The 21143-nt window shown below is 61.1% G+C and carries 15 protein-coding genes; 8 read left to right on the top strand and 7 right to left on the bottom strand.

Going from position 1 to position 21143, the window contains the following annotated elements; all coding sequences use genetic code 11:
* Positions 1 to 20: 20 nt before the first annotated feature.
* Positions 21 to 260, top strand: a complete 240-nt coding sequence (locus C7S18_RS24120) for a hypothetical protein (RefSeq protein ID WP_146151722.1) — start codon at positions 21 to 23, stop codon at positions 258 to 260.
* Here C7S18_RS24120 and C7S18_RS02385 read toward each other — a convergent pair.
* Complete coding sequence (locus C7S18_RS02385) at positions 200 to 3211, bottom strand: bifunctional diguanylate cyclase/phosphodiesterase (protein ID WP_106890039.1); 3012 nt, start codon at positions 3209 to 3211, stop codon at positions 200 to 202. The two genes, C7S18_RS24120 and C7S18_RS02385, sit on opposite strands and share 61 nt — an antisense overlap.
* Before the next feature lie 483 nt (positions 3212 to 3694).
* Between C7S18_RS02385 and C7S18_RS02390 the strand changes: the two genes are divergently transcribed.
* On the top strand, positions 3695 to 5989 hold the full coding sequence (locus C7S18_RS02390; RefSeq protein ID WP_106890040.1) for an NADP-dependent malic enzyme: 2295 nt from the start codon (positions 3695 to 3697) through the stop codon (positions 5987 to 5989).
* An 8-nt stretch (positions 5990 to 5997) separates the two neighbouring features.
* A complete protein-coding gene (locus tag C7S18_RS02395; protein ID WP_106890041.1) occupies positions 5998 to 6615 on the top strand; it encodes a GNAT family N-acetyltransferase in 618 nt (205 codons plus the stop codon).
* On the opposite strand, the gene C7S18_RS02400 is transcribed toward C7S18_RS02395, so the two are convergent.
* Positions 6612 to 7706, bottom strand: a complete 1095-nt coding sequence (locus tag C7S18_RS02400) for an isoaspartyl peptidase/L-asparaginase family protein (protein ID WP_106890042.1) — start codon at positions 7704 to 7706, stop codon at positions 6612 to 6614. The genes C7S18_RS02395 and C7S18_RS02400 overlap by 4 nt on opposite strands.
* Before the next feature lie 254 nt (positions 7707 to 7960).
* Here C7S18_RS02400 and hemN point away from each other — a divergent pair, with 254 nt between their 5' ends.
* Complete coding sequence (hemN, locus tag C7S18_RS02405; protein WP_106890043.1) at positions 7961 to 9349, top strand: oxygen-independent coproporphyrinogen III oxidase; 1389 nt, start codon at positions 7961 to 7963, stop codon at positions 9347 to 9349.
* A 1298-nt stretch (positions 9350 to 10647) separates the two neighbouring features.
* Here hemN and radA read toward each other — a convergent pair.
* From radA to C7S18_RS02425, 3 genes are read right to left on the bottom strand one after another with little or no spacing between them, the layout of a single operon-like run.
* Positions 10648 to 12009, bottom strand: coding sequence for a DNA repair protein RadA (radA, locus tag C7S18_RS02415; RefSeq protein ID WP_106890045.1), 1362 nt, complete (start codon positions 12007 to 12009; stop codon positions 10648 to 10650).
* Positions 12009 to 13088 carry an alanine racemase gene (gene alr, locus C7S18_RS02420; RefSeq protein ID WP_106890046.1) on the bottom strand — a complete coding sequence of 360 codons (1080 nt, stop codon included), beginning with the start codon at positions 13086 to 13088 and terminating at the stop codon, positions 12009 to 12011. Before alr ends, radA begins: the two co-directional genes overlap by 1 nt.
* Entirely contained in the window at positions 13085 to 14479 is a 1395-nt protein-coding gene (locus C7S18_RS02425; RefSeq protein WP_106890047.1) for a replicative DNA helicase, read from the bottom strand. The genes alr and C7S18_RS02425 overlap by 4 nt, the downstream gene beginning before the upstream one ends.
* Before the next feature lie 304 nt (positions 14480 to 14783).
* On the opposite strand from C7S18_RS02425, the gene C7S18_RS02430 reads away from it, so the two are divergent.
* Entirely contained in the window at positions 14784 to 16160 is a 1377-nt protein-coding gene (locus tag C7S18_RS02430; RefSeq protein WP_106890048.1) for an FAD-binding oxidoreductase, read from the top strand.
* Here C7S18_RS02430 and C7S18_RS02435 read toward each other — a convergent pair.
* Positions 16147 to 16698: a cytochrome b/b6 domain-containing protein gene (locus C7S18_RS02435; protein ID WP_170113062.1), complete on the bottom strand. Its 552-nt coding sequence runs from the start codon at positions 16696 to 16698 to the stop codon at positions 16147 to 16149. The genes C7S18_RS02430 and C7S18_RS02435 overlap by 14 nt on opposite strands.
* A 432-nt stretch (positions 16699 to 17130) precedes the next feature.
* On the bottom strand, positions 17131 to 17403 hold the full coding sequence (locus C7S18_RS02440; RefSeq protein ID WP_106890050.1) for a PepSY domain-containing protein: 273 nt from the start codon (positions 17401 to 17403) through the stop codon (positions 17131 to 17133).
* A gap of 365 nt (positions 17404 to 17768) precedes the next feature.
* Between C7S18_RS02440 and C7S18_RS02450 the strand changes: the two genes are divergently transcribed.
* The 3 genes from C7S18_RS02450 to C7S18_RS02460 all read left to right on the top strand — a co-directional run bounded on the left by C7S18_RS02450 (position 17769) and on the right by C7S18_RS02460 (position 20707).
* Positions 17769 to 19346 carry a cryptochrome/photolyase family protein gene (locus C7S18_RS02450; RefSeq protein WP_206207960.1) on the top strand — a complete coding sequence of 526 codons (1578 nt, stop codon included), beginning with the start codon at positions 17769 to 17771 and terminating at the stop codon, positions 19344 to 19346.
* 45 nt (positions 19347 to 19391) lie between these two features.
* Entirely contained in the window at positions 19392 to 20114 is a 723-nt protein-coding gene (locus tag C7S18_RS02455; protein WP_106890052.1) for an SDR family NAD(P)-dependent oxidoreductase, read from the top strand.
* Between the two features lie 203 nt (positions 20115 to 20317).
* The gene (locus C7S18_RS02460; RefSeq protein ID WP_106890053.1) at positions 20318 to 20707 is read left to right on the top strand and encodes a group I truncated hemoglobin; all 390 of its coding nucleotides are present in this window, start codon (positions 20318 to 20320) and stop codon (positions 20705 to 20707) included.
* The last annotated feature ends 436 nt before the right edge of the window (positions 20708 to 21143 follow it).

A 21143-nucleotide genomic window follows, 5' to 3' on the forward strand; every position in this document is an offset into this window, starting at 1 on the left:
GGCGGTAAGCAAACTTCTGCATGTCAACCCGTGCTGCGATGCTGAATCAGATCGCCTACCTTACACCGAAAGCCGCTGCCCTCGAAGCGCCGCCCATGCTCTGGTTGCGTAAGCGCGCCCGGCCATACACCGGCCGCGACCTGCCGTCAGGCGCACCATCCGCACCGCGGCGTGCCACGAGCATGAATCGCGATGTGCGTTACGCCGCCGGCCACATGGTCTTGGTGAATGCATTGAGCGGCTTCGCCTCGCTGAAATGAAAGCCCTGGGCGAGCTCACAGCGGAAGGCCTTCAGAAACGCGAGATCGAGGGCGGTTTCGACGCCTTCGGCAACAATCAGCAACCCAAGCGTGTGTCCGAGCGCAATGATCGACCGGCAAATCGCTGCGCTGTCCTCGCTGGAGCTGAGGCCGAACACGAAACTCTTGTCGATCTTGAGCTTCTGGACCGGGAACCGCTTCAGGTAGGCGAGCGACGAATAGCCCGTGCCAAAATCGTCGACTGCGAGCCCAATCCCCAGGGCACGCAGGCCATGCATGATGTCGGTCGCCGCATCATGATCGTGCATCAGCACAGTTTCGGTCAGTTCGAGCTCCAGTTGCTCCGGCCGCAGCCCATGCTGCGTCAGGCAGAACGCCAAGTGGTTCGTCAGATCGAGATCGCGGAACTGAGCCAGCGACAAGTTGAGTGCGAGCCGGGCCTGGGTCTGCTCACGCTTTTGCCAAGCGGCCAGTTCGGCGCACGCCTGGCTGATCACCCAATGGCCGAGCGGCACGATCAGGCCCGATTGCTCGGCAATGGGGATGAACCGGTCGGGCAGGATCAATCCTTGAGTCGGATGCCGCCAGCGCACCAGTGCTTCGAAACCGTACAAATTCCCGCGCTCGACTTGAATGACGGGCTGGAAGTGCAGTTCGAACTGTTGCTCGTGTACGGCTATGGTGAGCTCGTCCAGCAGCGTCTTGCGCTCGATCAGCGCGGCATGCAGCTCCTTGGTGAAGAACCGGTAGGTGTTCCGGCCTTCCGCTTTGGCGTGGTACATCGCGAGATCGACCTTGCGAAGCAACTCGTCCGCCTGATCGTCATCAATCGGGCACAACGCAATGCCGATACTCGCGCCCATCTGCACGCGCTGGCCGTTCAGTTCGACCGGTTCTGACAAGGTTTCCAGCGCTCGGCCAGCAATGATTGCCGCCATCGCCGGATCATCGAGCTCGGGAAGCAGTACACCGAATTCGTCGCCACCGAGTCGCGCCAGAGTGTCGCCCCGGCGGATGCAACCGAGCAGTCGTTGTGCGACGACTCGCAGCAGTTGGTCGCCGGCTTCGTGCCCAAGTGAATCGTTGGCCAGCTTGAAGTGATCCAGATCAATCAGCAGCAGTCCCATCAGGCTGGCATCGATCTGGCTGCGCTCGACCGCCCGCGCTAGGCGATCTCGGAATAGTGTACGGTTGGGTAGGCCAGTCAGCACATCATGCGTGGCGAGGAGCCGAACCTGCTCCTCGTTCCGCAAGCGTTCCGTAATGTCACTGACTTGAACGTTGTAACGGCCGAACTTCGGACCCCGCCAGTAGCTGACCGACACTTCGGCCGGGAACGCCGTGCCATCGCGGCGCTGCGCGCTGATCTGGCGAATCTGGCTGGCGGCCCGGCTGCCAATATCGAGTGTCGTGTCGGCACCAATTTCCTGACGGGGATCCCAGCTCATCAGTTGCTGAAAGGGCAGCCCGCGCCACTCCACACTACGGAAACCGAACATCTGATCGGCAGCGCGATTTGCATCGACGATCTGGCCATGGTCATCGACCTGGATCAGGGCGTCATGGGCGAGCTCGGCGACGGCCCGAAACTGTTCCGCCGCGGTCTCCGCCGCCTCGGCATTGACCGCGATCCGGTCCGCATACTGGTTGATCTGGCCCGCGAGCAGTCCGATTTCGTCGGTACTCGCCACCACCACATGTTGTCCCTGCTCCGAAGCGTTTGCCGTGTTCAGTTGTTCGGCGAGCTGCTGAATCGGCTCCACCAGCATCCGGCGCAACATCCAACCGGCGAGCACCATGACAGCCACGATCGTCAGCACCAGGGCGGTCGCGACGCGCCGCATGATTGCGAACACGGATTCCCGGACCAGCCGTTCGGGCTGCACGAGGACCAGTTGCCAATTCGAGTTTGCTTGAATCAGGTGCGTCAGGAGCACCGGTTCATTGAGGAGTGGGTCGGTTTGCAGCGTCTCCTGCCGGAGGAACGCTGGGTGATTCGCTGGCGCTTGCAGTTGCATCGCAATGCGCAGCGACTCGTCGGCGTCGATCGTCGGCGTCGCACTGTCGATCTTCTCAGCCAGAATCTCAGCGCCCCGGGGCACCGGCATGGGCAATGGTTGCAGCAGCCAGTCGGACATTGCCCGATAGGCCGGATGGGTGCTGGCAAATACGGCCAGCGACTCGACCGGCTGCGGCGTGATCTGATTGCCTCGGTCGTGGGTGGCGTGCGGCGCGGTTACGAGTACGCCATTGCGATCGAGCGCAAACGCATACCCGCTAAATTCGTGCCCGCGATTGATCAGGAACTGCTGCAACCCGGACAACTTCAGGTCAACCGTACTGACCCCGCTGAATTGCCCCTCGTGATGCATTGCCATGGTACAGGTGACCATGGGCTCGGCACTGTAAGGGTCTCGATACGAGCGCGACCAATAACAGCGCCCACCTTGTTGGTGCCGGGCCGGCACGTACCATTCCTCGTCATGGTAGCCCGGGCCCGCCAGCGTGTTGTAATCGTCAAAATACTGCAACGCCCCGCTGGGCGCGCGGCCCCAGAAAAAGCTGCGCCGGGCGCGGCTCGAATCAAAGGTGTAGGGCTCGGGCCAGATGCCGCCGCCAGCGATCAAATCGGTCCGGCCATCGATGTTGATGATCTGGGGCACCAGCGCCATCCACAGGGATTCGTCCTTGGGCAGATTCTCGCCCAGCTTGCTCAACGCCGCCGCGAGGCCCTCAGCGACCGCCAACTCGCGATTGACCTCGCTGGCCAATTGTTCGGCGTTGCGCTTTGCCAATTCGCGCTCTCGGCCCAGCAGCAGTTCGTACCCGCGCGCATAGAGCACGGCCAGCACGGCCGACAGCATCATCACCAGAATGACCAGCAAACCAAGCATCAGCTTGGCGCGCATGCTGCGGTGAAATGGCACACGCAGGGGCTGTATTTCCGTCATGCCTCGGTCCTTGGTGTACGGTTTGTCCCGACGCTTTGGGGTTCCCCAGCGGCCGGCAGCATTTGGTGTGCCTGAGACCCAGCCGGTGCGTCATGCTTCGGTCGGGGATCATTGACCTGAGCCGGGCAGTAGGTACTGCACAGCATCGAAGCACGATTGATCAGGGTGTTCGAAAGCTCGCATTTTGGCCATGCGAATGCAATGGTACCAACGCCAGATTCGATACGAACGCTTGTTCTGTTTCGTCAGGTCAGTTTGACGATCAGGGGAGGGTCTGAATAAATCCATCCATGGCCCGCATCGCCTCTGAACTTGTTCAGAGGCTCCCAAGCAGAATCAACCACTTGCACAAACGATTAACGGCGATTCGGCCATGCTCTTCTGCCGCGGCCGATCTTTCGGCGCCGGGGCCGATCGGCCATGGGTTGTTCAGATCGGTCTGCTATATATTCGGAACATCCCCTTTTGCTCAGTGCGGTACCCATGTCTCTGTCCGAAGAACTCAAGAAGCAAGCCCTGGACTATCACCGGCAACACCCGCCAGGAAAGATCAAAGTCACCGCGACCAAGTCTCTGGTGACCCAAAAGGACTTGTCCCTGGCGTACTCGCCGGGTGTGGCGGCCGCTTGCGAGGAGATTGTCAGAGACCCGAGCACGGCGAGCTTGTATACCGCCCGTGGCAATCTGGTAGCGGTGATCTCCAATGGCACCGCGGTGCTTGGTCTCGGGCCCATCGGTGCGCTGGCGTCGAAGCCGGTGATGGAAGGCAAGGGTGTGCTGTTCCAAAAATTTGCCGGCATCGACGTGTTCGACATCGAAGTCAATGAGCGGGACCCGGACAAACTCGTGGACATAATTGCCGCGTTGGAGCCGACGTTTGGCGGGATCAATCTGGAAGACATCAAGGCGCCCGAGTGCTTCTACATTGAAAAGAAGCTGCGTGAACGCGTCAAGATTCCAGTCTTCCACGACGATCAGCATGGCACGGCCATCATTGTGGGTGCGGCGGTACTGAATGCGCTGCATATTGTCGGCAAGAAGATCGATGAAGTCCGGTTGGCCTGTTCGGGCGCCGGCGCGGCCGGGATCGCGTGTCTCGACATGCTCGTCGCTTTGGGCTTGAAGAAAGAGAACATCCTCGTGGTCGATCGCAACGGCGTGGTCTATGAAGGCCGCGCCGAGGACATGGATGCCGACAAGCTCCGTTATGCGCGGCCGACGGCCAAGCGCACCCTCGCTGAAATCGTCGATGGCGCAGACATTTTTCTGGGCTTGAGTGCCGCCGGGGTGCTGAAGCCGGACATGGTCAAGACCATGGCCGAGCGCCCGGTGATTCTGGCGCTCGCCAACCCGACGCCCGAGATATTGCCCGAGCTGGCGTTGGAAGCGCGTCCTGACTGCATCATTGCGACGGGTCGCAGCGACTATCCGAACCAGGTCAACAATGCGCTGTGTTTCCCGTACATTTTTCGTGGCGCGCTGGATGTGGGCGCGACCACCATCAACGAGGCGATGAAGCTTGCTTGCGTGCATGCCATTGCAGCGCTGGCGCGGCGAGAAGCATCCGATGTCGCAGCCGCCGCGTACGGCGGGCGGTCAGTCAGCTTCGGTCCGGAGTACTTGATCCCGCAGCCCTTTGATCCGCGCCTGATCGTCGAATTGGCGCCGGCAGTTGCCAAGGCGGCAATGGATACCGGTATCGCCACGCGTCCCATGGCCGACCTCGCGGCGTACAAGGAAAAACTCCAGCAGTTCATCTTCCGGACCGGGCTCCTGATGAAGCCCATTTTCGAACGCGCGCGGAGCGAACCGCAGCGTGTTGCGTTTGCCGAAGGTGAGGAGGAAACCGTACTGCGCGCGGTGCAGACCATCGTTGACGAGCGATTGGCGCGGCCCATTTTGATTGGGCGCCCCGCCGTGATCGAACGACGGATTCAGAAGCTCGGTCTGCGGCTGGAGGCAGGCCGTGACTTCGAGCTGACCAATATCGATGACGATCCACGCTTCAACCGCTATTGGCAGCGTTACCACGAAACGATGCAGCGGCGCGGGGTCACGCCCGACGGCGCGAAAGCCATCATGCGCTCCCGCGCCACGGTCGTTGCGTCGATCATGGTCGATACGGGCGAGGCCGATGCGCTGATTTGCGGCCTGGTCGGACGCTATCACCGCAAGCTCAAGCATGTGCTGGACGTGATTCCGCTCGACAAGGGCGTGCAGTCGGTCGCCGCCATGACGGCCGTGGCGAATGATCGCGGCACGTTCTTCTTCCTCGATACACATGTGCAGGCCGAACCCACGGCCGAGCAACTGGCCGAAGCCACGTTGCAGGCCACGTATCGGTTACGCCTCTTTGGTATCACCCCCAAAGTGGCGCTGTTGTCACATTCCAACTTCGGGTCGCACGACACCGCGAGCGCCCGCAAAATGCAGCGTGTCCGCGAGCTGGTGCTGGAGCGCGCGCCGCGTCTTGAGATCGAAGGCGAGATGCACGCTGATGCCGCGTTGAACGAAGCCATTCGGAATCGCCTGTTCCCGAATTCGCGACTGACCGGCATGGCCAATCTGTTTGTGTGCCCGAACCTCGATGCCGCGAACATCGCCTACAACATCACCCGTCAGATGACCGACGGGGTGGCGATTGGTCCGATTCTGATGGGGATCTCGAAGCCCGCGCACGTGCTGACGCCGGCCTCCACGGTTCGCCGGGTCGTCAACATGACGGCGCTTGCGGCGGTCGAAGCGCAGATTCGCGAGCGCATGGGCGGCCCGGTCTGAGTTCCACGATGGCGCGTCCGCGGTTCGCACCAAATTTGCAGCTGGAGCAAGATGGGCTGGTGCTCCGGCCGTGGCAGCGCACCGATCAGGCCGCGCTGTCGGCGCTCGTGCATGCTTCCAAGGCGGAACTCAGCGCTCGGTTGGACTGGTGTCACGCTGGCTATGCCGAGGCCGATGCGGCAGCCTGGATTACGTTCAGCGAACAAGTTTGGGACGCGGGCAGCGAGTTTCCCTTTGCCGTGCTTGATTCGACGGGTCTGCTGCTCGGCAGCATGGGGTTGAATCAGATCAACCACGCGCACCGAAGCGCCAATCTCGGCTACTGGATGGGCACGCCGCATTGTGGTCGGGGTGTCGCCACGCGCGCCGCCCGAATCTTATGCGCACACGCCTTTCAGACATTGGCGCTAAACCGGATCGAAGTCGTTACCCTGCTGGACAATTTCGCCAGCCAGCGGGTCGCCGAGAAGCTCGGTGCGCGCTTCGAATGCAACGCGCGCAATCGACTGGTCGCGCAGGGTCTTCCGCGACCCGCGCGGGTGTATGGATTGATTCCTGAAGACTTGGCGAATGGTTTGTTGGGCGGGTCCGAATCCGGTCATGCGGGACGTTCCAACCCTCCTTAGTGGCTCGCACCCGTCAACGGTGTCGCGTCGTCATCGGTGCCAAAGATGGCGATCTCGCGCTTGCCATGGACGTCGATAACGCCGCGATACATGCCCGGGCTGTTGAACTCCAGCGCAAAGCGGCCATCGCGGCCGAGCACAATGACCCCGCCTTCGGCCTGCATGGGCTTCAACGTGTCCTGTACCACGTAACGCGCAGCGGCTGCGGGTGACTCGCCCTTGAACCGAATGCGTGCGCAGATCTCGTGCGCCACACCCACACGAATGAAGAACTCACCGTGACCCGTCGCCGATACCGCACACTCGGCATTCGCATAAGTGCCTGCGCCAATGACCGGGGCATCACCCACCCGGCCCCAGCGCTTGTTGGTCATGCCGCCCGTTGACGTCCCAGCGGCCAAGTGCCCGGCCTGGTCCAACGCGACGGCGCCGACGGTGCCAAACTTTCGTCCCTCGGCACGCCACGCCGGTGCGGCGGCGTTTGCCGATTTGCTGCCTGGCATCGGCGTATCCAACGGTTCGCCACGAAGCTTCAGCAGTTGCTGCCAGCGGAATTCGGTATCGAAGTAGTGATTGTCGACCATGGCCAAACCCTGGGTGCGGGCGAACGTGTCAGCGCCCGGCCCCGTCAGCATCACATGCTCGGATTGCTCCATCACCGCCCGGGCGGCCAGGATCGGATTCTTGACTTGAGTGATGCCGGCAACTGAACCGGCGCGCAGGTCGTGACCAGTCATGACGGCCGCGTCGAGTTCGTGCTTGCCGTCGCTCGTAAATACGGCGCCCTTGCCGGCATTAAACAACGGTGAATCTTCCATGACCAGAATGGTGGCCTGGACCGCATCCAGACTGGCACCGCCGGATTTCAGCACGGCGTAGCCGGCGTCGAGCGCCTGGCCCAACACTGCTCGGTATTGTTGTTCCTGTTCGGCGGACATTTCGGCTCGAAGCAGCGTGCCGGCGCCGCCATGAATCGCCAAGGCGATGGGTGCCGGACGGGATTCCTGGGTTGCAGCCAAGGCCGGGAGGCTCAGCAACGCCAACAGGGCCAGGCCGGCCAGGTTCTGGTGAAGGATCGGCAGGCGGTTCATGGTTCGGACGGGCTCCAATGACAGCGGGACGGAAGCGCCAATAGTGCCACGCCAGCCCGCGACATACTGGCCCTGGACGCTGCATCGAACGCTTCCGGTGCTTCGATTGACCTGAGTCAAAGGCGCCGGGACGGGACTCGACTAGCCTTCCTGTCATCAATATGGAACCGGGTAGTTGGTCAAGCTGGCGGCGGCTGCCGTGAGCCGGGACTGATGCAACGTTCCAATAGCCATTCACGCGAGCAGGTGTGTCAATGAGTGTAGGTCTCTTTTTCGATCCCGAACTGTTGGCCCGCTACGACCGGCCAGGCCCCCGCTATACCTCGTATCCGACGGCACCGCAGTTTCATGACCGCTTCGGGCCGAACCAGTTCAAGGCCGCCGCGAAGCGCAGTAACGAGGATCCCATTCCGCGCGACCTGTCCTTGTATGTGCATGTGCCCTATTGTTTCAGCCCGTGTTTCTATTGCGGCTGCAATCGGGTGATTACCCGCGACGTCAGCCGCGCCCGCGACTACCTGCAGTCGCTGAAACGCGAGTTGGATCTCGTTGCCCCGCTTTTTGATACCGATCGCACCCTCAGCCAGATTCATCTGGGTGGCGGTACCCCGAACTTCCTGCGTGCCGATGAGCTGGCCGAGTTGATGGCCGCGATTGACGCCCGGTTTTCGATCAGCCGCAAAACGGATCGCGATTTCTCGATTGAACTGGATCCCCGACACGTGAGCAGCAGCGACGTTGAAGCATTGGCGTTCATGGGCTTCAACCGGGTCAGCCTGGGTGTCCAGGACTTCGATCGCGAAGTGCAGCTGGCGGTCAATCGGCTGCAGACTGTCGAGCAGACTCTGGAAGTGATCGAGGCCTGTCGTCGGGTCAGTATGCGGTCGATCAACGTCGATCTGATTTATGGCCTGCCAAAGCAGACTGAGGCGGGCTTCCAGCGCACGCTGGATATCATCACCGAGGTTCGCCCCGACCGGCTCGCCGTTTACAGCTATGCGCATCTTCCGCAACTGTTCAAACCGCAACGGCAGATCGATGCCAGCCAGTTGCCCGATCCGGCGACCAAGCTGCGCCTGCTGGAGCTTGCGATCGACTCGCTGACCAAGGCCGGCTATCGCTACATTGGCATGGACCATTTTGCGCTGCCGAACGATGAACTGAGTCTGGCCCTGGATGCCGGCACGTTACAGCGGAATTTCATGGGCTATACGACACACGCCGCAACCGACTTGATTGGCGTTGGCGTGAGCGCCATCAGTCACATTGCCGACACCTACAGTCAGAATCCACGTGATCTGAAAACGTACGAAGAGGCACTCGGTAAACACCAATTGCCGGTGTGGCGTGGCATGGATTTGAACTTCGATGATCAATTGCGCGCCGCAGTGATCCAGGACTTGATGTGCCTTGGCGAGATCAATATTGGCAAATTCGAGAGACAGTACGAGATCAACTTCGAGGAGTACTTTGCCGACGCGCTACGTGCAGTGCAGAGCTTGTGCGACGAAGGTCTGGCGGAAATGGACGCCGGTCACATCCGGGTGACGGCACGCGGACGCTTGCTTGTTCGCCTCACGGCTGCCTGCTTCGATGCCTATCTTGGCCGCGCGACTACCGTTCAGTATTCGAAAGTGGTTTGATTCGCAAGCGCTGCTTCGTCTGACCGTGTTGCGTCCCGACAATGGGCTGAAGCAGAACTGGCAGCATTTCGAGTCCAGGAAACATGCAATGCCAAGACGCCGTGGCCACTGCGGCGACGACGCGCAACGCATTGATTTGAAATGCGAGAAATCGGTTCGGGCGGTGTTCGGGGCGCGCCACGACTACGCCCGCCGCTAAACGTCGGCAGGTCATAAGACAATCTGGCAATCACTGTTCACAAACAGGTCCGACACAGAACTGAACGAATGCCAACAGGCTTCATTGTGTTGGAACTTCGTTTGGATCACCCGGTCTGAGTTGCACCTGACGCGATTCGCAACGCCCAGGTCGTTCTCCGAAAGCAGTGAATTGTCCAATCTGAATCACGACACCTCCGCGCCGGTTTGCTCCCCCATGCCCGTCTCCCCCCCAGAACCGGCGCGGAGACTTTTCTGGAATCAATGCACCGCTGGATTTTGTGGGAGCGGCTTCAGCCGCGAAACAGATCGCGGCGAGCTTGGCTCGGGCCTAAAGGCCCTCCCACAAATGGAGCTTACGGCCAGCTTGGTTCGGGCCTGAAGGCCCTCCCACAAATGGAGCTTACGGCCAGCTTGGTTCGGGCCTGAAGGCCCTCCTACAAAAAAGCGCACGGGTCTTGCGGCGAGCTTCGTTTGGAGCGATGAATTTTGTGGGAGCGGCTTCAGCCGCGAAACAGATCGCGGCGAGCTTAGTTCGGGCCTGAATGCCCTCCCACAAATGGAGCTTACGGCCAGCTTGGTTCGGGCCTAAAGGCCCTCCCACAAATGGAGCTTACGGCCAGCTTGGTTCGGGCCTGAAGGCCCTCCTACAAAAAAGCGCACGGGTCTTGCGACGAGCTTCGTTTGGAGCGATGAATTTTGTGGGAGCGGCTTCAGCCGCGAAACAGATCGCGGCGAGCTTGGTTCGGGCCTAAAGGCCCTCCCACAAATGGAGCTTACGGCCAGCTTGGTTCGGGCCTAAAGGCCCTCCCACAAATGGAGCCTACGGCCAGCTTGGTTCGGGCCTGAAGGCCCTCCTACAAAAAAGCGCACGGGTCTTGCGGCGAGCTTCGCTTGGAGCGATGAATTTTGTGGGAGCGGCTTCAGCCGCGAAACAGATCGCGGCAAGCTTGGTTCGGGCCTAAAGGCCCTCCCACAAATGGAGCTTACGGCCAGCTTGGTTTGGGCCAAAAGGCCCATTGCAGTGAGTCAGAGCGCATACAACCAGCTTAGATCGGCGCTACACGTTCATTCACGAAATCGCTGGCGATGGGTGTTGCTCACAACACAGCCGCAATCGCATCCGATAGCCGCTCTGCTGCAATGATCTCCAATCCGGGTGGTGACTTTCGGGGCGCATTGGCTTTCGGCACGATCAGCTTCTCGAAACCGTGAGACTGTGCTTCGCGAATGCGTTCCTCGCCGTTTGGCACAGGGCGAATCTCGCCAGACAAACCCACTTCGCCGAATGCCGCAATTCGCGAGCCCAACTTCCGATCTCGGAAACTCGACAGAATCGCGAGCAATACCGGCATGTCTGCTGCGGTTTCTTGAACGCGCAAGCCGCCAACGACATTGACGAACACATCCTGGTCGTACAGGCTGATGCCGCCATGCCGATGCAACACGGCGAGCAGCATTGCCAGGCGATTCTGCTCAAGCCCCAATGTGACGCGTCTTGGATTTGCGAGTGGCGACTGATCGACCAGCGCCTGCACTTCTACGAGCAATGGCCGGGTGCCTTCGCGGGTGACCATGATCATGGAGCCACTCGCGGATGACTCATGGCCGCTTAAGAAAATCGCCGACGGATTCGGCACTTCCTTGAGCCCACGGTCGCCCATGGCAAACACGCCCAGCTCATTGACCGCACCAAAGCGATTCTTGAACGCGCGCAAGACGCGAAAGCGGCTGCCCACATCGCCTTCAAAATACAGCACCGCATCGACCATGTGTTCGAGAACGCGTGGGCCAGCGATGCCGCCTTCTTTCGTCACATGGCCAACTAGAAACACTGCGGTTCCGCTCTCTTTGGCGAACCGCACGAGTTGCGCGGCCGCATCCCGAACCTGGCTCACTGAACCCGGCGCCGCAGTGATGCCTTGCGAGTACATCGTCTGGATGGAGTCGATGACCAGCAGGTCGGGCGTGGTCTTTCGCGCGACATCAATAATCTTTTCGATTTCGGTGTCGGCAAGCGCTTGCAGACGCTCCAGGTCCAGACCAAGTCGACGTCCGCGTGAGGCCACTTGGCCCAGACTCTCCTCACCCGTGACATACAGCGTCGGCTTGGGCAGTGCCGCCAATGCTTGTAGCAGTAGTGTGGACTTGCCAATGCCCGGATCGCCACCGATCAGTACCACCGAACCCCGCACGAGCCCGCCGCCGAGCACGCGATCTAACTCACCAATACCCAGCATCTGGCGAACTTCGTCCTTTTCTTCGATGCTGGACAGCCGACGTACCTCGCTCGCTTGGCTGGCGCCCGCATAGCCTGCAAACCGCGCCGGGCCAGCGGCGGGTTTGGCCAGCCGAAGTTCGCTCATCGTGTTCCACTCGCCGCACTCGCTGCATTGGCCTTGCCACTTGCTGGACTCGGCGCCGCACTGGCTGCAGACATAGACGGTTTTGGCCTTGGCCATCAGGGTTGCTCCAGAAACATCACGCGTTTGGTCACGCCGCAAGTGAGTTCATAGCTGATCGTCCCCGCGGCGGTGGCAATCTCCTCGACGGGCAGCTCGTCACCCCACAGCACCACGCGATCGCCGATGGCAGCGTCCGGAAACGCGTCCAGATCAATCGTCATCAAGTCCATCGACACGCGCCCGAGAATCCGGCTGCGGCGCCCGCGCAGCAGCACTGGTGTATCGGTACCGGCCTGACGCGGATAGCCATCGCCATAGCCCAACGCCACCACGCCAACGCGCTGCCGCTGTGGGCACGTGTAGGTGCCGGCATAGCCAATACGTTCGCCGGCGGCAATATCTTGAATGGCGATGAGTTTGGACGACAGTTGCATCACCGGCTTGAAGCCGAGTGCCGCGCCCGTTTGCGTGGTTGACAGGCCAAGGCCATATAAGAGCCCACCTGGGCGAACCCATTCGGCGTGACTTGCCGGGTCAAAGCAGATCGCTGCGGAGTTGGCGAGCGACCGTGGCAGGCCGAGAGGGTCGGTGGCTCGCGCAAAGTGCGCGCGCTGCGCCGCGTTGCTTTGATCCTCAGGAACATCCGAGTTTGCAAAATGGGTCATCACCGTCAGATCAGCAGCGACTTGCGAGATGGTGCGCAGCGTTGCGATCAGCGCAGTCGCTTGTTCGGACGGAAAGCCCAAACGGTGCATGCCAGTGTCGAGTTTCAGCCAGGTCCGAATTGGTCTCGGGTCGGGGTCCAACTGCAGCATGCGGAGTTGTTCCGGATGATGGAGCACCATGTCGAGCCCCAGGCGGCGCACTTCAGCGAGATCGTTGGGTTCGTCGATCCCCGACAGCACCACGATGCGTTGTTTGTGGCCGGATGCACGCAAACGGAGCCCATCGGCAATCGCAGCCACGCCAAACGCGTCGGCACTGCCGAGCGCTCGGGCGACGCGCTCCAGACCGTGTCCATAGCCGTCGGCCTTGACCACGGCCATCAATTTGCTTGCGGGCGCAAGGCTCCGCAAGCGCGCGAGATTGTGTGTCAGGGCCGACAGGGAAATAGCGGCGATGGCCGATCGACTCATTCGAAGCTGCCGCTATAGCCCTGATGGGCGTGGTTTTCGAACTTGGTGTATTGGCCCAGGAACGTTAGCTTGACCATTCCGGTTGGGCCGTTTCGCTGTTTGCCGATAATGACCTCGGCCAAACCCTTATCGGGCGATTCCTTGTTGTAGTACTCGTCGCGATAGATGAACAAGATCAAGTCGGCGTCCTGCTCGATAGCGCCGGATTCGCGCAAGTCGGCCATCACGGGGCGCTTGTCGGTGCGTTGTTCCAGCGAGCGGTTCAACTGCGACAGCGCGATCACTGGTACGTGCAGTTCCTTCGCGAGTGCTTTCAAGCTCCGCGAGATTTCCGAAATTTCGGTGGCGCGGTTTTCCTTGTTGCCGGGCACGCTCATCAGCTGCAGGTAGTCGATGACGATCAGGCCCAGATCATGTTCGCGCTTCAGGCGCCGGGCGCGCGAACGGAGCTCGACGGGCGACAGCGCTGGCGTGTCGTCGATAAAGATTTTCGATTCCGACAGCAGGGTGATCGCCGAGGTCACACGCGGCCATTCCTCATCGGCCAACTCGCCGGTGCGAAGATGCTGCGCATTGATGCGTCCGAGCGAGGAGATCAGACGAAACGCGAGCTGCGAGGCCGACATTTCCATTGAGAACACGGCCACTGCCTTTTTGGTCTTCAGCGCGCAGTACTCGGCCATGTTCAACGCCAGTGCGGTTTTGCCCATCGACGGGCGCGCTGCCAGGATGATGAGGTCAGAGGGCTGCAAGCCGGTGGTCATGTTGTCGAAGTCGGTGAAGCCGGTGGGCACACCCGTGACTTGACCACGGTTCTCGTAACGGAACTGCAGTTGCTGAAACGCATCCTTGACTGCGATGCGCATCGACGTGAAGCCCTTGCGCCCACGCGCACCCGCTTCGGCAATGCGGAAGACCTTCTGTTCGGCGCCTTCGAGAATTTCCTGCGTGCTGCGACCTTCGGGTTGGAACCCGTCATTGGCAATATCGGTGCCGGCTTCGATCAACTGCCGGAGGACGGATTTTTCGCGGACAATGTCGGCATACGCGCCAATGTTCGCGGCACTTGGCGTGTTGTTTGCGAGTTCCAGGATGTAGCCCGACCCGCCGACCAGTTCGGCGATGCCCTGAGTTTCGAACCACTCCCCGAGCGTCACCGCATCGGGCGGCATGCTGCGGTTCTGGAGTTCGCCAATCGCACGGAAGATCAGCTGATGGTCGTGCCGATAGAAATCGTGTTCGACGAGCTTGTCGGCAATCTTGTCCCACGAATCGGGTGCCAGCATGAGACCGCCGAGCACGGCCTGTTCGGCCTCGATGGCATGCGGCGGTACGCGCAGACTCTCGATCTGGCTTTTGGTGGAACGGAACGTTTCGGGGCGGGCAGCCATGGCAACTCAGCAAAGTATCGAGCAATCAACTTGACCTGCCGAGCTCACGCTCAACAGGCGGCGGGGTTCAGGCCGTCTGGTAACGGCCTGTTGGCAGTACGGCAGGTGGTGACGCGCTGGCGCGACACAGGGACCGGAAGGAACGCGCCTGCCAACAGCGGCAAGCCAACTTGTTCCCGCCGGCCCGTGGCCGAACCCACGATGATACGTCGGCAGTCTGTCTGGGCGTTGCGCATAAACCTGTGGATTTCTTCTGGAAATTCACCGACAGTGAATACCCGTCTGTTGTCTCATGGTGTGAGATATGAACCGTCGCGAGTTGGTTAAAGCGTTGTCCCTGTTGCCGTTTTCCGGCTCGGCCGCGGCCCTGGCGCCCCTCCTGGCGGAGTCTGCCGACTTGCGTCTGATTGTGCCGTCGGATGCGGACTATGCCACCCGGCGTGGTGGGTTCAATCAGCGGATTGTCCGGAAACCGGCGGTACTGGCCCTGTGTCGGTCGATGACAGGCATTCAACGCGCGCTCGCATTTGCGGCCGAGTCGAACCTGAAAGTGGGCATTCGCAGCGGTGGTCATTGTTTCGAAGGCCACGGGTTGATCGAGAACGGCCTGCTGCTCGATCTCTCGGCGCTGAACACGCTGAAACGGCAGGGCGACTTGGTCGACATCGGTCCAGGCGCGAAGCTCGGCGGCGTCTATCAGCAGCTTGCGGCAGAGAATCGGCTGCTGCCCGCCGGATCCTGCGCCGGGGTAGGGGTTGCCGGCCTGGCATTGGGCGGTGGCTATGGCTTCTTTGCACGCCAGCATGGTCTGACTTCGGATCATCTCGTCGAACTCGACCTGATTGATGCTGGTGGCAAGCTGCATACCGTTCGTGATGACGACCCGCTGCTCATGGCGTGTCGCGGCGGCGGCAACGGTCAGTTCGGCGCGGTGAGCCGCTTACGGTTTCGGACGCACCCAGCGCCGTCCCGTTTCGCCAGTCATCGCTTTCGCTTTCGCGAGTTGACCGTAGCACGGGCCAAAGCACTGGCTGAGCGTTGGTGCGACTTGGTTGAGCGCTTGCCGCTGACCAGTTATGCATCGTTCGTCCTGAACGGGCGCACGCTGACGGTGCTGATCACCGACAGCGCCGCCAAGGCGCCAACGGGTTTCGCCGATCAGCTGGCTCGTTTCGGCGCCGACGCCACCGAGACACCGCCGGTCCGGGAGGACCTGTTCCTTGCGGGCATCCAACGCTTCAGCGGCGGTACGACGCCGATGTATTTCAAGAACTTTTCGGCGGGGTATTACGCTGACTGGGCCGATCTCGCGCGCGGATTCGAGGCACTCGCCGCACTGGTCATCGAGCAGAAACCAAACTCGATTCTGCAGATCAATTCGCTGGCCGGCGCGATCAGTACGAACACGGTGCCATCGGCCTATGCACATCGCCGCATGAAGTATCTCGGCGAATTCCAGGTCTACTACAACAGCCCCAAACAAGCCGAACCGGCGCTCGCGCTGACGGAGCGGGCGCGGCAGGTCATTGAGGCACATTGGTCCAGACACTATGCGAACTACCCGAACGATGCATTTCAGGACGCCACGCGCGCCTATTACGGCGCCCAACTGCCGCGCCTGCAACAGCTGAAGCGCGACCTGGATCCCGATCGGCGGTTTGCCGAATTCAGCGCGGTTTGATTGCCGAGGTGCCGGACGGATCAGTCTGGCCGTCAATGACCTCCGGTTTTCGACCGTGAATCATGGCCAGGATGAGATGCTCGCGGTCGCGATAGGAGGCCAGCAGAACCCCGATGACGTGAATGGGGATCAGGCCGAGCAAGACCCACGTCGAGATCGCGTGGGTCTCAATCACCCACTCGATGCCAAACCACCGATCCGTCGTGAACAGATAGCCGGTGACCAGGACAACGGCGAGCGTGGTCCATATCGTCACGATCATCCAGCCGCCCAGTGGGTTGTGGCCCAAGAATCTAGGTGCGGTGCCAGCCCACCACTTGCGCGCGTATCGAATGGTCGCAAGGGGGCTTTGCATGAAATCCGCGAACCGCGCGTGGCGGCTGCCGATGAGCCCCCAAAGCAGGCGTAACAGCAGGACTGCCGCGACGCCATAACCGAGCCACTCATGCCATGCACCGCGCGCATGTCGGGTGAACCATGTGGCGACGATGCCGACAGCAATCAGCCAATGCGTGCTGCGGACGATGCGGTCGAACACCAATATCTGTTTGCTCGTAGCGGTCATGGGTGCTTCGGTTGTCGGTGCAGAGGCGTTCCGGCTGTCTCGGTTGTACGGTGAATCGCGTATCAGACGGTTGGTGCGGGGGCGCGGCTTTTACGAAGGGGCTGTATCGCAAGTAGCCCGCTCCCACTCGCGTGGGAGTGCCAATCGCACCGAAAGTGCGCTTATTCGCGCATCAAACTGTCAGCGACGATGCGCGATTCTCGCGACGGTGCAGTGCGGCAAGTAGCCCTTTCCCCAGCCCTCTCCCACTCGCGTGGGAGAGGGAGCGCTCCGTCCCCCGCGATCGCGGGGGAGGGTCGGGGAGGGGGTTACTTGCGATCAGTACGGTCATCAAGCGCCGCGCACTGCCGATGGCCAGAGCGGGTGCTCGCGAATTTGCGGGCAGATCCACCCAACAGCGTGTGCTCAGTGTTCCTCAATTGGGATTGGCTCGAACGTCACCGGATGAAAGTAGGCCTCCGTTCGGTTGCCTTCCTTGTCGATCGCGTAGACCTCGTAGCAGCCGCCATCCTCCTTGATCAGACGGACTTGCCAGCCGTCATCTGTGAGTTTCTGCTTCAGTTCGTCTTTGGACTTCCAGGTCGATGGGTCGCCCGAGTCACAGGTGGCGAGGCCAGTGGCCTGGGCGGACAGGGGCAGGGCGCAGAGCAGGGCGAGGAAGCAATGGGTCAGGCGCATTCGGTGATCCTGGTTGATGGGGAGCGGACCCTATCCTCCGTCAAATGCGAACGCTTCGCAATAGCATTGATGTCGGTGGATTGTGAAGATGCATCCATCGCCAACGGCATCACAGGCGTCGGTGCGCAACCAATGTCATGGCGATCACTGGACCATGACTCCCCCTCAACGCAGTCTCGGCAATACTGCTTGGCTGCTGATACGGTGGTCACCGCGCCAATGGATTCGGCACGATTTGCATTGAACAGCGAGCGGGCGCGTACGGGTCAACCATCAATTGTTCAGGGTTCGGCTTGGCCGGCGACGATGGCGCGCGCCCCGGTCAGTTGAAACACCATTTCATCCTTGCATCCAGAGCCAGTGCCATGTTGCAGACATTTGAAACGATGCCCACGGTGACCGACCGGTCCTGCCGTCACGTGCATTGGGTGTTGGGCGACCAATTGTCCGAGGCGGATCTGTACGCGACCGGGTTTGATCCGGCAAAAGATTGGGTGTTGATGGTCGAGGCGAAGGCCGAAAGTACATACGTCTGGTCGACGAAGCCCCGCACGCTGATGTTTCTGGCCGCGATGCGACACTTTGCCGAAGAACTCACCGCCAAAGGTGCACGCGTGTTGTACCAGCGACTCGACGCGCCCCAACACACCGGTTCATTGTTGGGCGAACTCGACCGCGCGCTGGCATGGTTGCAGCCTGCCGCGTTGCATCTGATCGAGCCCGGCGAGTGGCGTCTGCGAGCCGCGATCGTTGCGCTCCAATCGGTACCGGTGCGCATGCATGAGGACCCGCATTTTTTGTGTTCGCACGCAGCGTTCGCCGCGCACGCCAAGGCGCGCAAGCAATTGCGGATGGAGTACTTCTATCGCGAAATGCGTGCGCGCGAACGCGTGTTGCTCGGCAAGGATGGCAAGACGCCCGAGGGTGGCGCCTGGAATTTTGATCACGACAACCGCGGCAGTTTTGATGCCCGCGGCCCAGGATTGCTGCCCCCACCCGAATTCGTGCCACCCGATGCGATCACGCTTGCCGCGAAGGCTGCGATCGATCAAGTGTTGCCGGACCATCCCGGCGATACGGAAGACTTCGCTTGGCCGGTAACGCGTGCCGACGCGCTGACGTCGCTGGACCGCTTCATACGCCAACGCCTGCCACTCTTCGGACAGTATCAGGACGCGATGTGGACCGGAGAGACGTGGCTCTACCACTCGCATCTGTCGGCGGCATTGAATCTCAAGCTCCTGAACCCACGCGAGGTGATCGCTGCCGCAGAGGCCGCCTATCATCGTGGTGATGCCCCGCTCAGCAGCGTCGAAGGCTTCATTCGACAGATTCTCGGCTGGCGCGAATACGTGCGTGGGATCTACTGGCGATTCATGCCGCAGTATCTGGAGCGCAACGCGTTGTCGGCTCATGAACCGCTGCCTGAGTGGTACTGGACCGGCAACGTCGCGATGCGCTGTCTGTCGGACGTGATCACCCAAACGCTGAAGCACGGCTACGCCCACCACATTCAACGCCTGATGGTGACGGGTCTCTATGCGCTGTTGCTCGGCGTCGATCCGAAGGCAGTGCATGGGTGGTATCTGGCCGTCTATGTCGATGCGATCGAATGGGTGGAGCTACCGAACACGCTCGGCATGAGCCAGTACGCCGACGGCGGCATCATGGCTTCCAAGCCCTACATCGCCAGTGGCAAATACATTCAGCGGATGAGCAACTACTGCCAGCATTGCCCGTTCAATCCGGCACTGGCCGTTGGTGTGAAGGCTTGCCCGTTCACCACGCTTTATTGGCATTTCATTGATCAACACCGGGACATGCTCAAAGCGAACCCGCGCCTCGCGATGCAAGTGCGCAATCTGGATCGCTTCAGCGCTGACGCACTGACTGCGATTCGCGAGCGGGCGACCGCCATCCGGCAATCCGGCGGTCAGCCGTGACCGGCTGACCTTGCGGCGCGATGCCTTCCTTCGGAGATCAGAATCATGCAGACGGTATTGATTGCAGGTGGCTCGGGCGGCGTCGCGCTTGCTCTCGCCAAACGGTTACAAGGGCGCTGGCGCGTGGTGCTCGTCAGCCGGCAACCCGAGCAAGTCGTTGAGCCCTTTGGCGGGCATCTGGTGCAGGCGGATCTTGGGACCGAAGCGGGCGCTGCGACTGCATTTGCCGAATGCCAAAGGTTAGCGGGCGTTCCCGCTGCGTTTATCAATGCAGCGGGCAGCACTTGGTTGCAGCCGATCACACGGACCAGCCAGGCGCAGCTACGAGAGATCTTTCAGGCGAATTTCGATACGAGTTGGAACGGGCTCAAGGAATTTGTGGGCCTGCGCAAGAAGGATGGCGGCAGTGTGGTGCTGTTCTCGTCGATTGTCGCGCGGGTCGGCGTGGCCAATCACGAAGCCATTGCGGCGGCCAAAGCTGCTGTCGAAGGCTTGGCGTTGGGCGCGGCGGCGACCTACGCGAGCTCAGGGATTCGCGTCAATGTGATCGCGCCTGGACTGACCGACACACGCATGGCGAAACCGCTGACCGGCAATCCCACCTTCCGCGAGGCCGCTGCCAAGCAGTATCCCCTCGGTGGCATTGGTACCGCCGAAGAGCTTGCATCATTGGCTGACTGGTTGATCTCGGCTGAGTCCGCCCGGGTGACCGGCCAAATCATCGGAGTCGATGGCGGGTTTGCACGCATCCGCCCTTTGCTCAAATAGGTGCATGCACGTTACGGATGGTTGGGGCCTTCAATTTTGTTGGTAAGGTCTGTCCGGATTCAGCAGAAATTCCGTATCTCCGGGTAGCAGATGGGCAGCGTCGCGAGTCGGCATCCCATGCTGCGAGGTCGGCACGAAGCCGGCCGTGGTCATTGCAGGCAGCGCGCCTGGGTGGCCCATCCTCCACCGGAAAGGAATAGAACATGAGCAGTCTTTATGAACAACTGGGCGGCGAGCCGACGATCGAATTGCTGGTGACCAAGTTCTACCATCGCGTGTTGGCCGACCCGATGCTTGCCCCGATGTTTGATGGCATCGACCCCGATCGCCTGGAGCAGCATCAGCGCCGATTTCTGGCAGTGGCACTCGGTGGACCGAACGCTTATCAAGGCCGTGACCTGACGAGTGCGCACGCCCACATCGCGCGGCGACATGGTCTCAGTGATCTGCATTTTGATGCCGTATTGAAACACCTCGCCGCGACGCTGCGCGCATTGAACGCCGATGAGTCGGCGATCGCTCAGGTCATGACGATCGCCGAAAGCACGCGTTCCATGGTCCTCGGTCGGTCAGCGCAGGCGGCGGTGGCATAAGGGCGAACGATCGCGCCGACGATGCGCTGATTCGCGCATCAAACTGTCGGCGGCGATGCGGAATGTTCACGGCGGTGCAGTGTGGCAAGTAGCCCTCTCCCCAGCCCTCTCCCACTCGCGTGGGAGTCCAGCCGCCCCTTTGGTGCGCTTATTCGCGCATCAAACTGTCAGCGTCGATAGGCGATGTTCACGGCGGTGCAGTGTGGCAAGTAGCCCTCTCCCCAGCCCTCTCCCACTCGCGTGGGAGAGGGAGTTGGCGCCCTCCGCCGCGATCGCGGCGGAGGGTCCGGGGAGGGCGTCAATTTCCGGTCAGAATCGTCACCACCCGCAATTTATTGGCTATCAAAACCAATGTGTTACGGCGTGTTTGCGGAGCGGGTCGGAGCGGCGTCACGTGCATTCAGAACGGTCAGCGCTTCCGACTTGCTGGAAGAAC

The sequence above is a fragment of the Ahniella affigens genome, assembly GCF_003015185.1.
In the GTDB taxonomy this organism is placed as follows: Bacteria; Pseudomonadota; Gammaproteobacteria; order Xanthomonadales; family Ahniellaceae; genus Ahniella; species Ahniella affigens.

Bases quoted from the DNA above. Each gene is read 5' to 3' on its own strand.
- C7S18_RS24120 (WP_146151722.1), top strand. From the start codon at position 21: ATGTCAACCCGTGCTGCGATGCTGAATCAGATCGCCTACCTTACACCG.
- C7S18_RS02385 (WP_106890039.1), bottom strand. From the start codon at position 3,211: ATGACGGAAATACAGCCCCTGCGTGTGCCATTTCACCGCAGCATGCGC.
- C7S18_RS02390 (WP_106890040.1), top strand. From the start codon at position 3,695: ATGTCTCTGTCCGAAGAACTCAAGAAGCAAGCCCTGGACTATCACCGG.
- C7S18_RS02395 (WP_106890041.1), top strand. From the start codon at position 5,998: ATGGCGCGTCCGCGGTTCGCACCAAATTTGCAGCTGGAGCAAGATGGG.
- C7S18_RS02400 (WP_106890042.1), bottom strand. From the start codon at position 7,706: ATGAACCGCCTGCCGATCCTTCACCAGAACCTGGCCGGCCTGGCCCTG.
- hemN (WP_106890043.1), top strand. From the start codon at position 7,961: ATGAGTGTAGGTCTCTTTTTCGATCCCGAACTGTTGGCCCGCTACGAC.
- radA (WP_106890045.1), bottom strand. From the start codon at position 12,009: ATGGCCAAGGCCAAAACCGTCTATGTCTGCAGCCAGTGCGGCGCCGAG.
- alr (WP_106890046.1), bottom strand. From the start codon at position 13,088: ATGAGTCGATCGGCCATCGCCGCTATTTCCCTGTCGGCCCTGACACAC.
- C7S18_RS02425 (WP_106890047.1), bottom strand. From the start codon at position 14,479: ATGGCTGCCCGCCCCGAAACGTTCCGTTCCACCAAAAGCCAGATCGAG.
- C7S18_RS02430 (WP_106890048.1), top strand. From the start codon at position 14,784: ATGAACCGTCGCGAGTTGGTTAAAGCGTTGTCCCTGTTGCCGTTTTCC.
- C7S18_RS02440 (WP_106890050.1), bottom strand. From the start codon at position 17,403: ATGCGCCTGACCCATTGCTTCCTCGCCCTGCTCTGCGCCCTGCCCCTG.
- C7S18_RS02450 (WP_206207960.1), top strand. From the start codon at position 17,769: ATGTTGCAGACATTTGAAACGATGCCCACGGTGACCGACCGGTCCTGC.
- C7S18_RS02455 (WP_106890052.1), top strand. From the start codon at position 19,392: ATGCAGACGGTATTGATTGCAGGTGGCTCGGGCGGCGTCGCGCTTGCT.
- C7S18_RS02460 (WP_106890053.1), top strand. From the start codon at position 20,318: ATGAGCAGTCTTTATGAACAACTGGGCGGCGAGCCGACGATCGAATTG.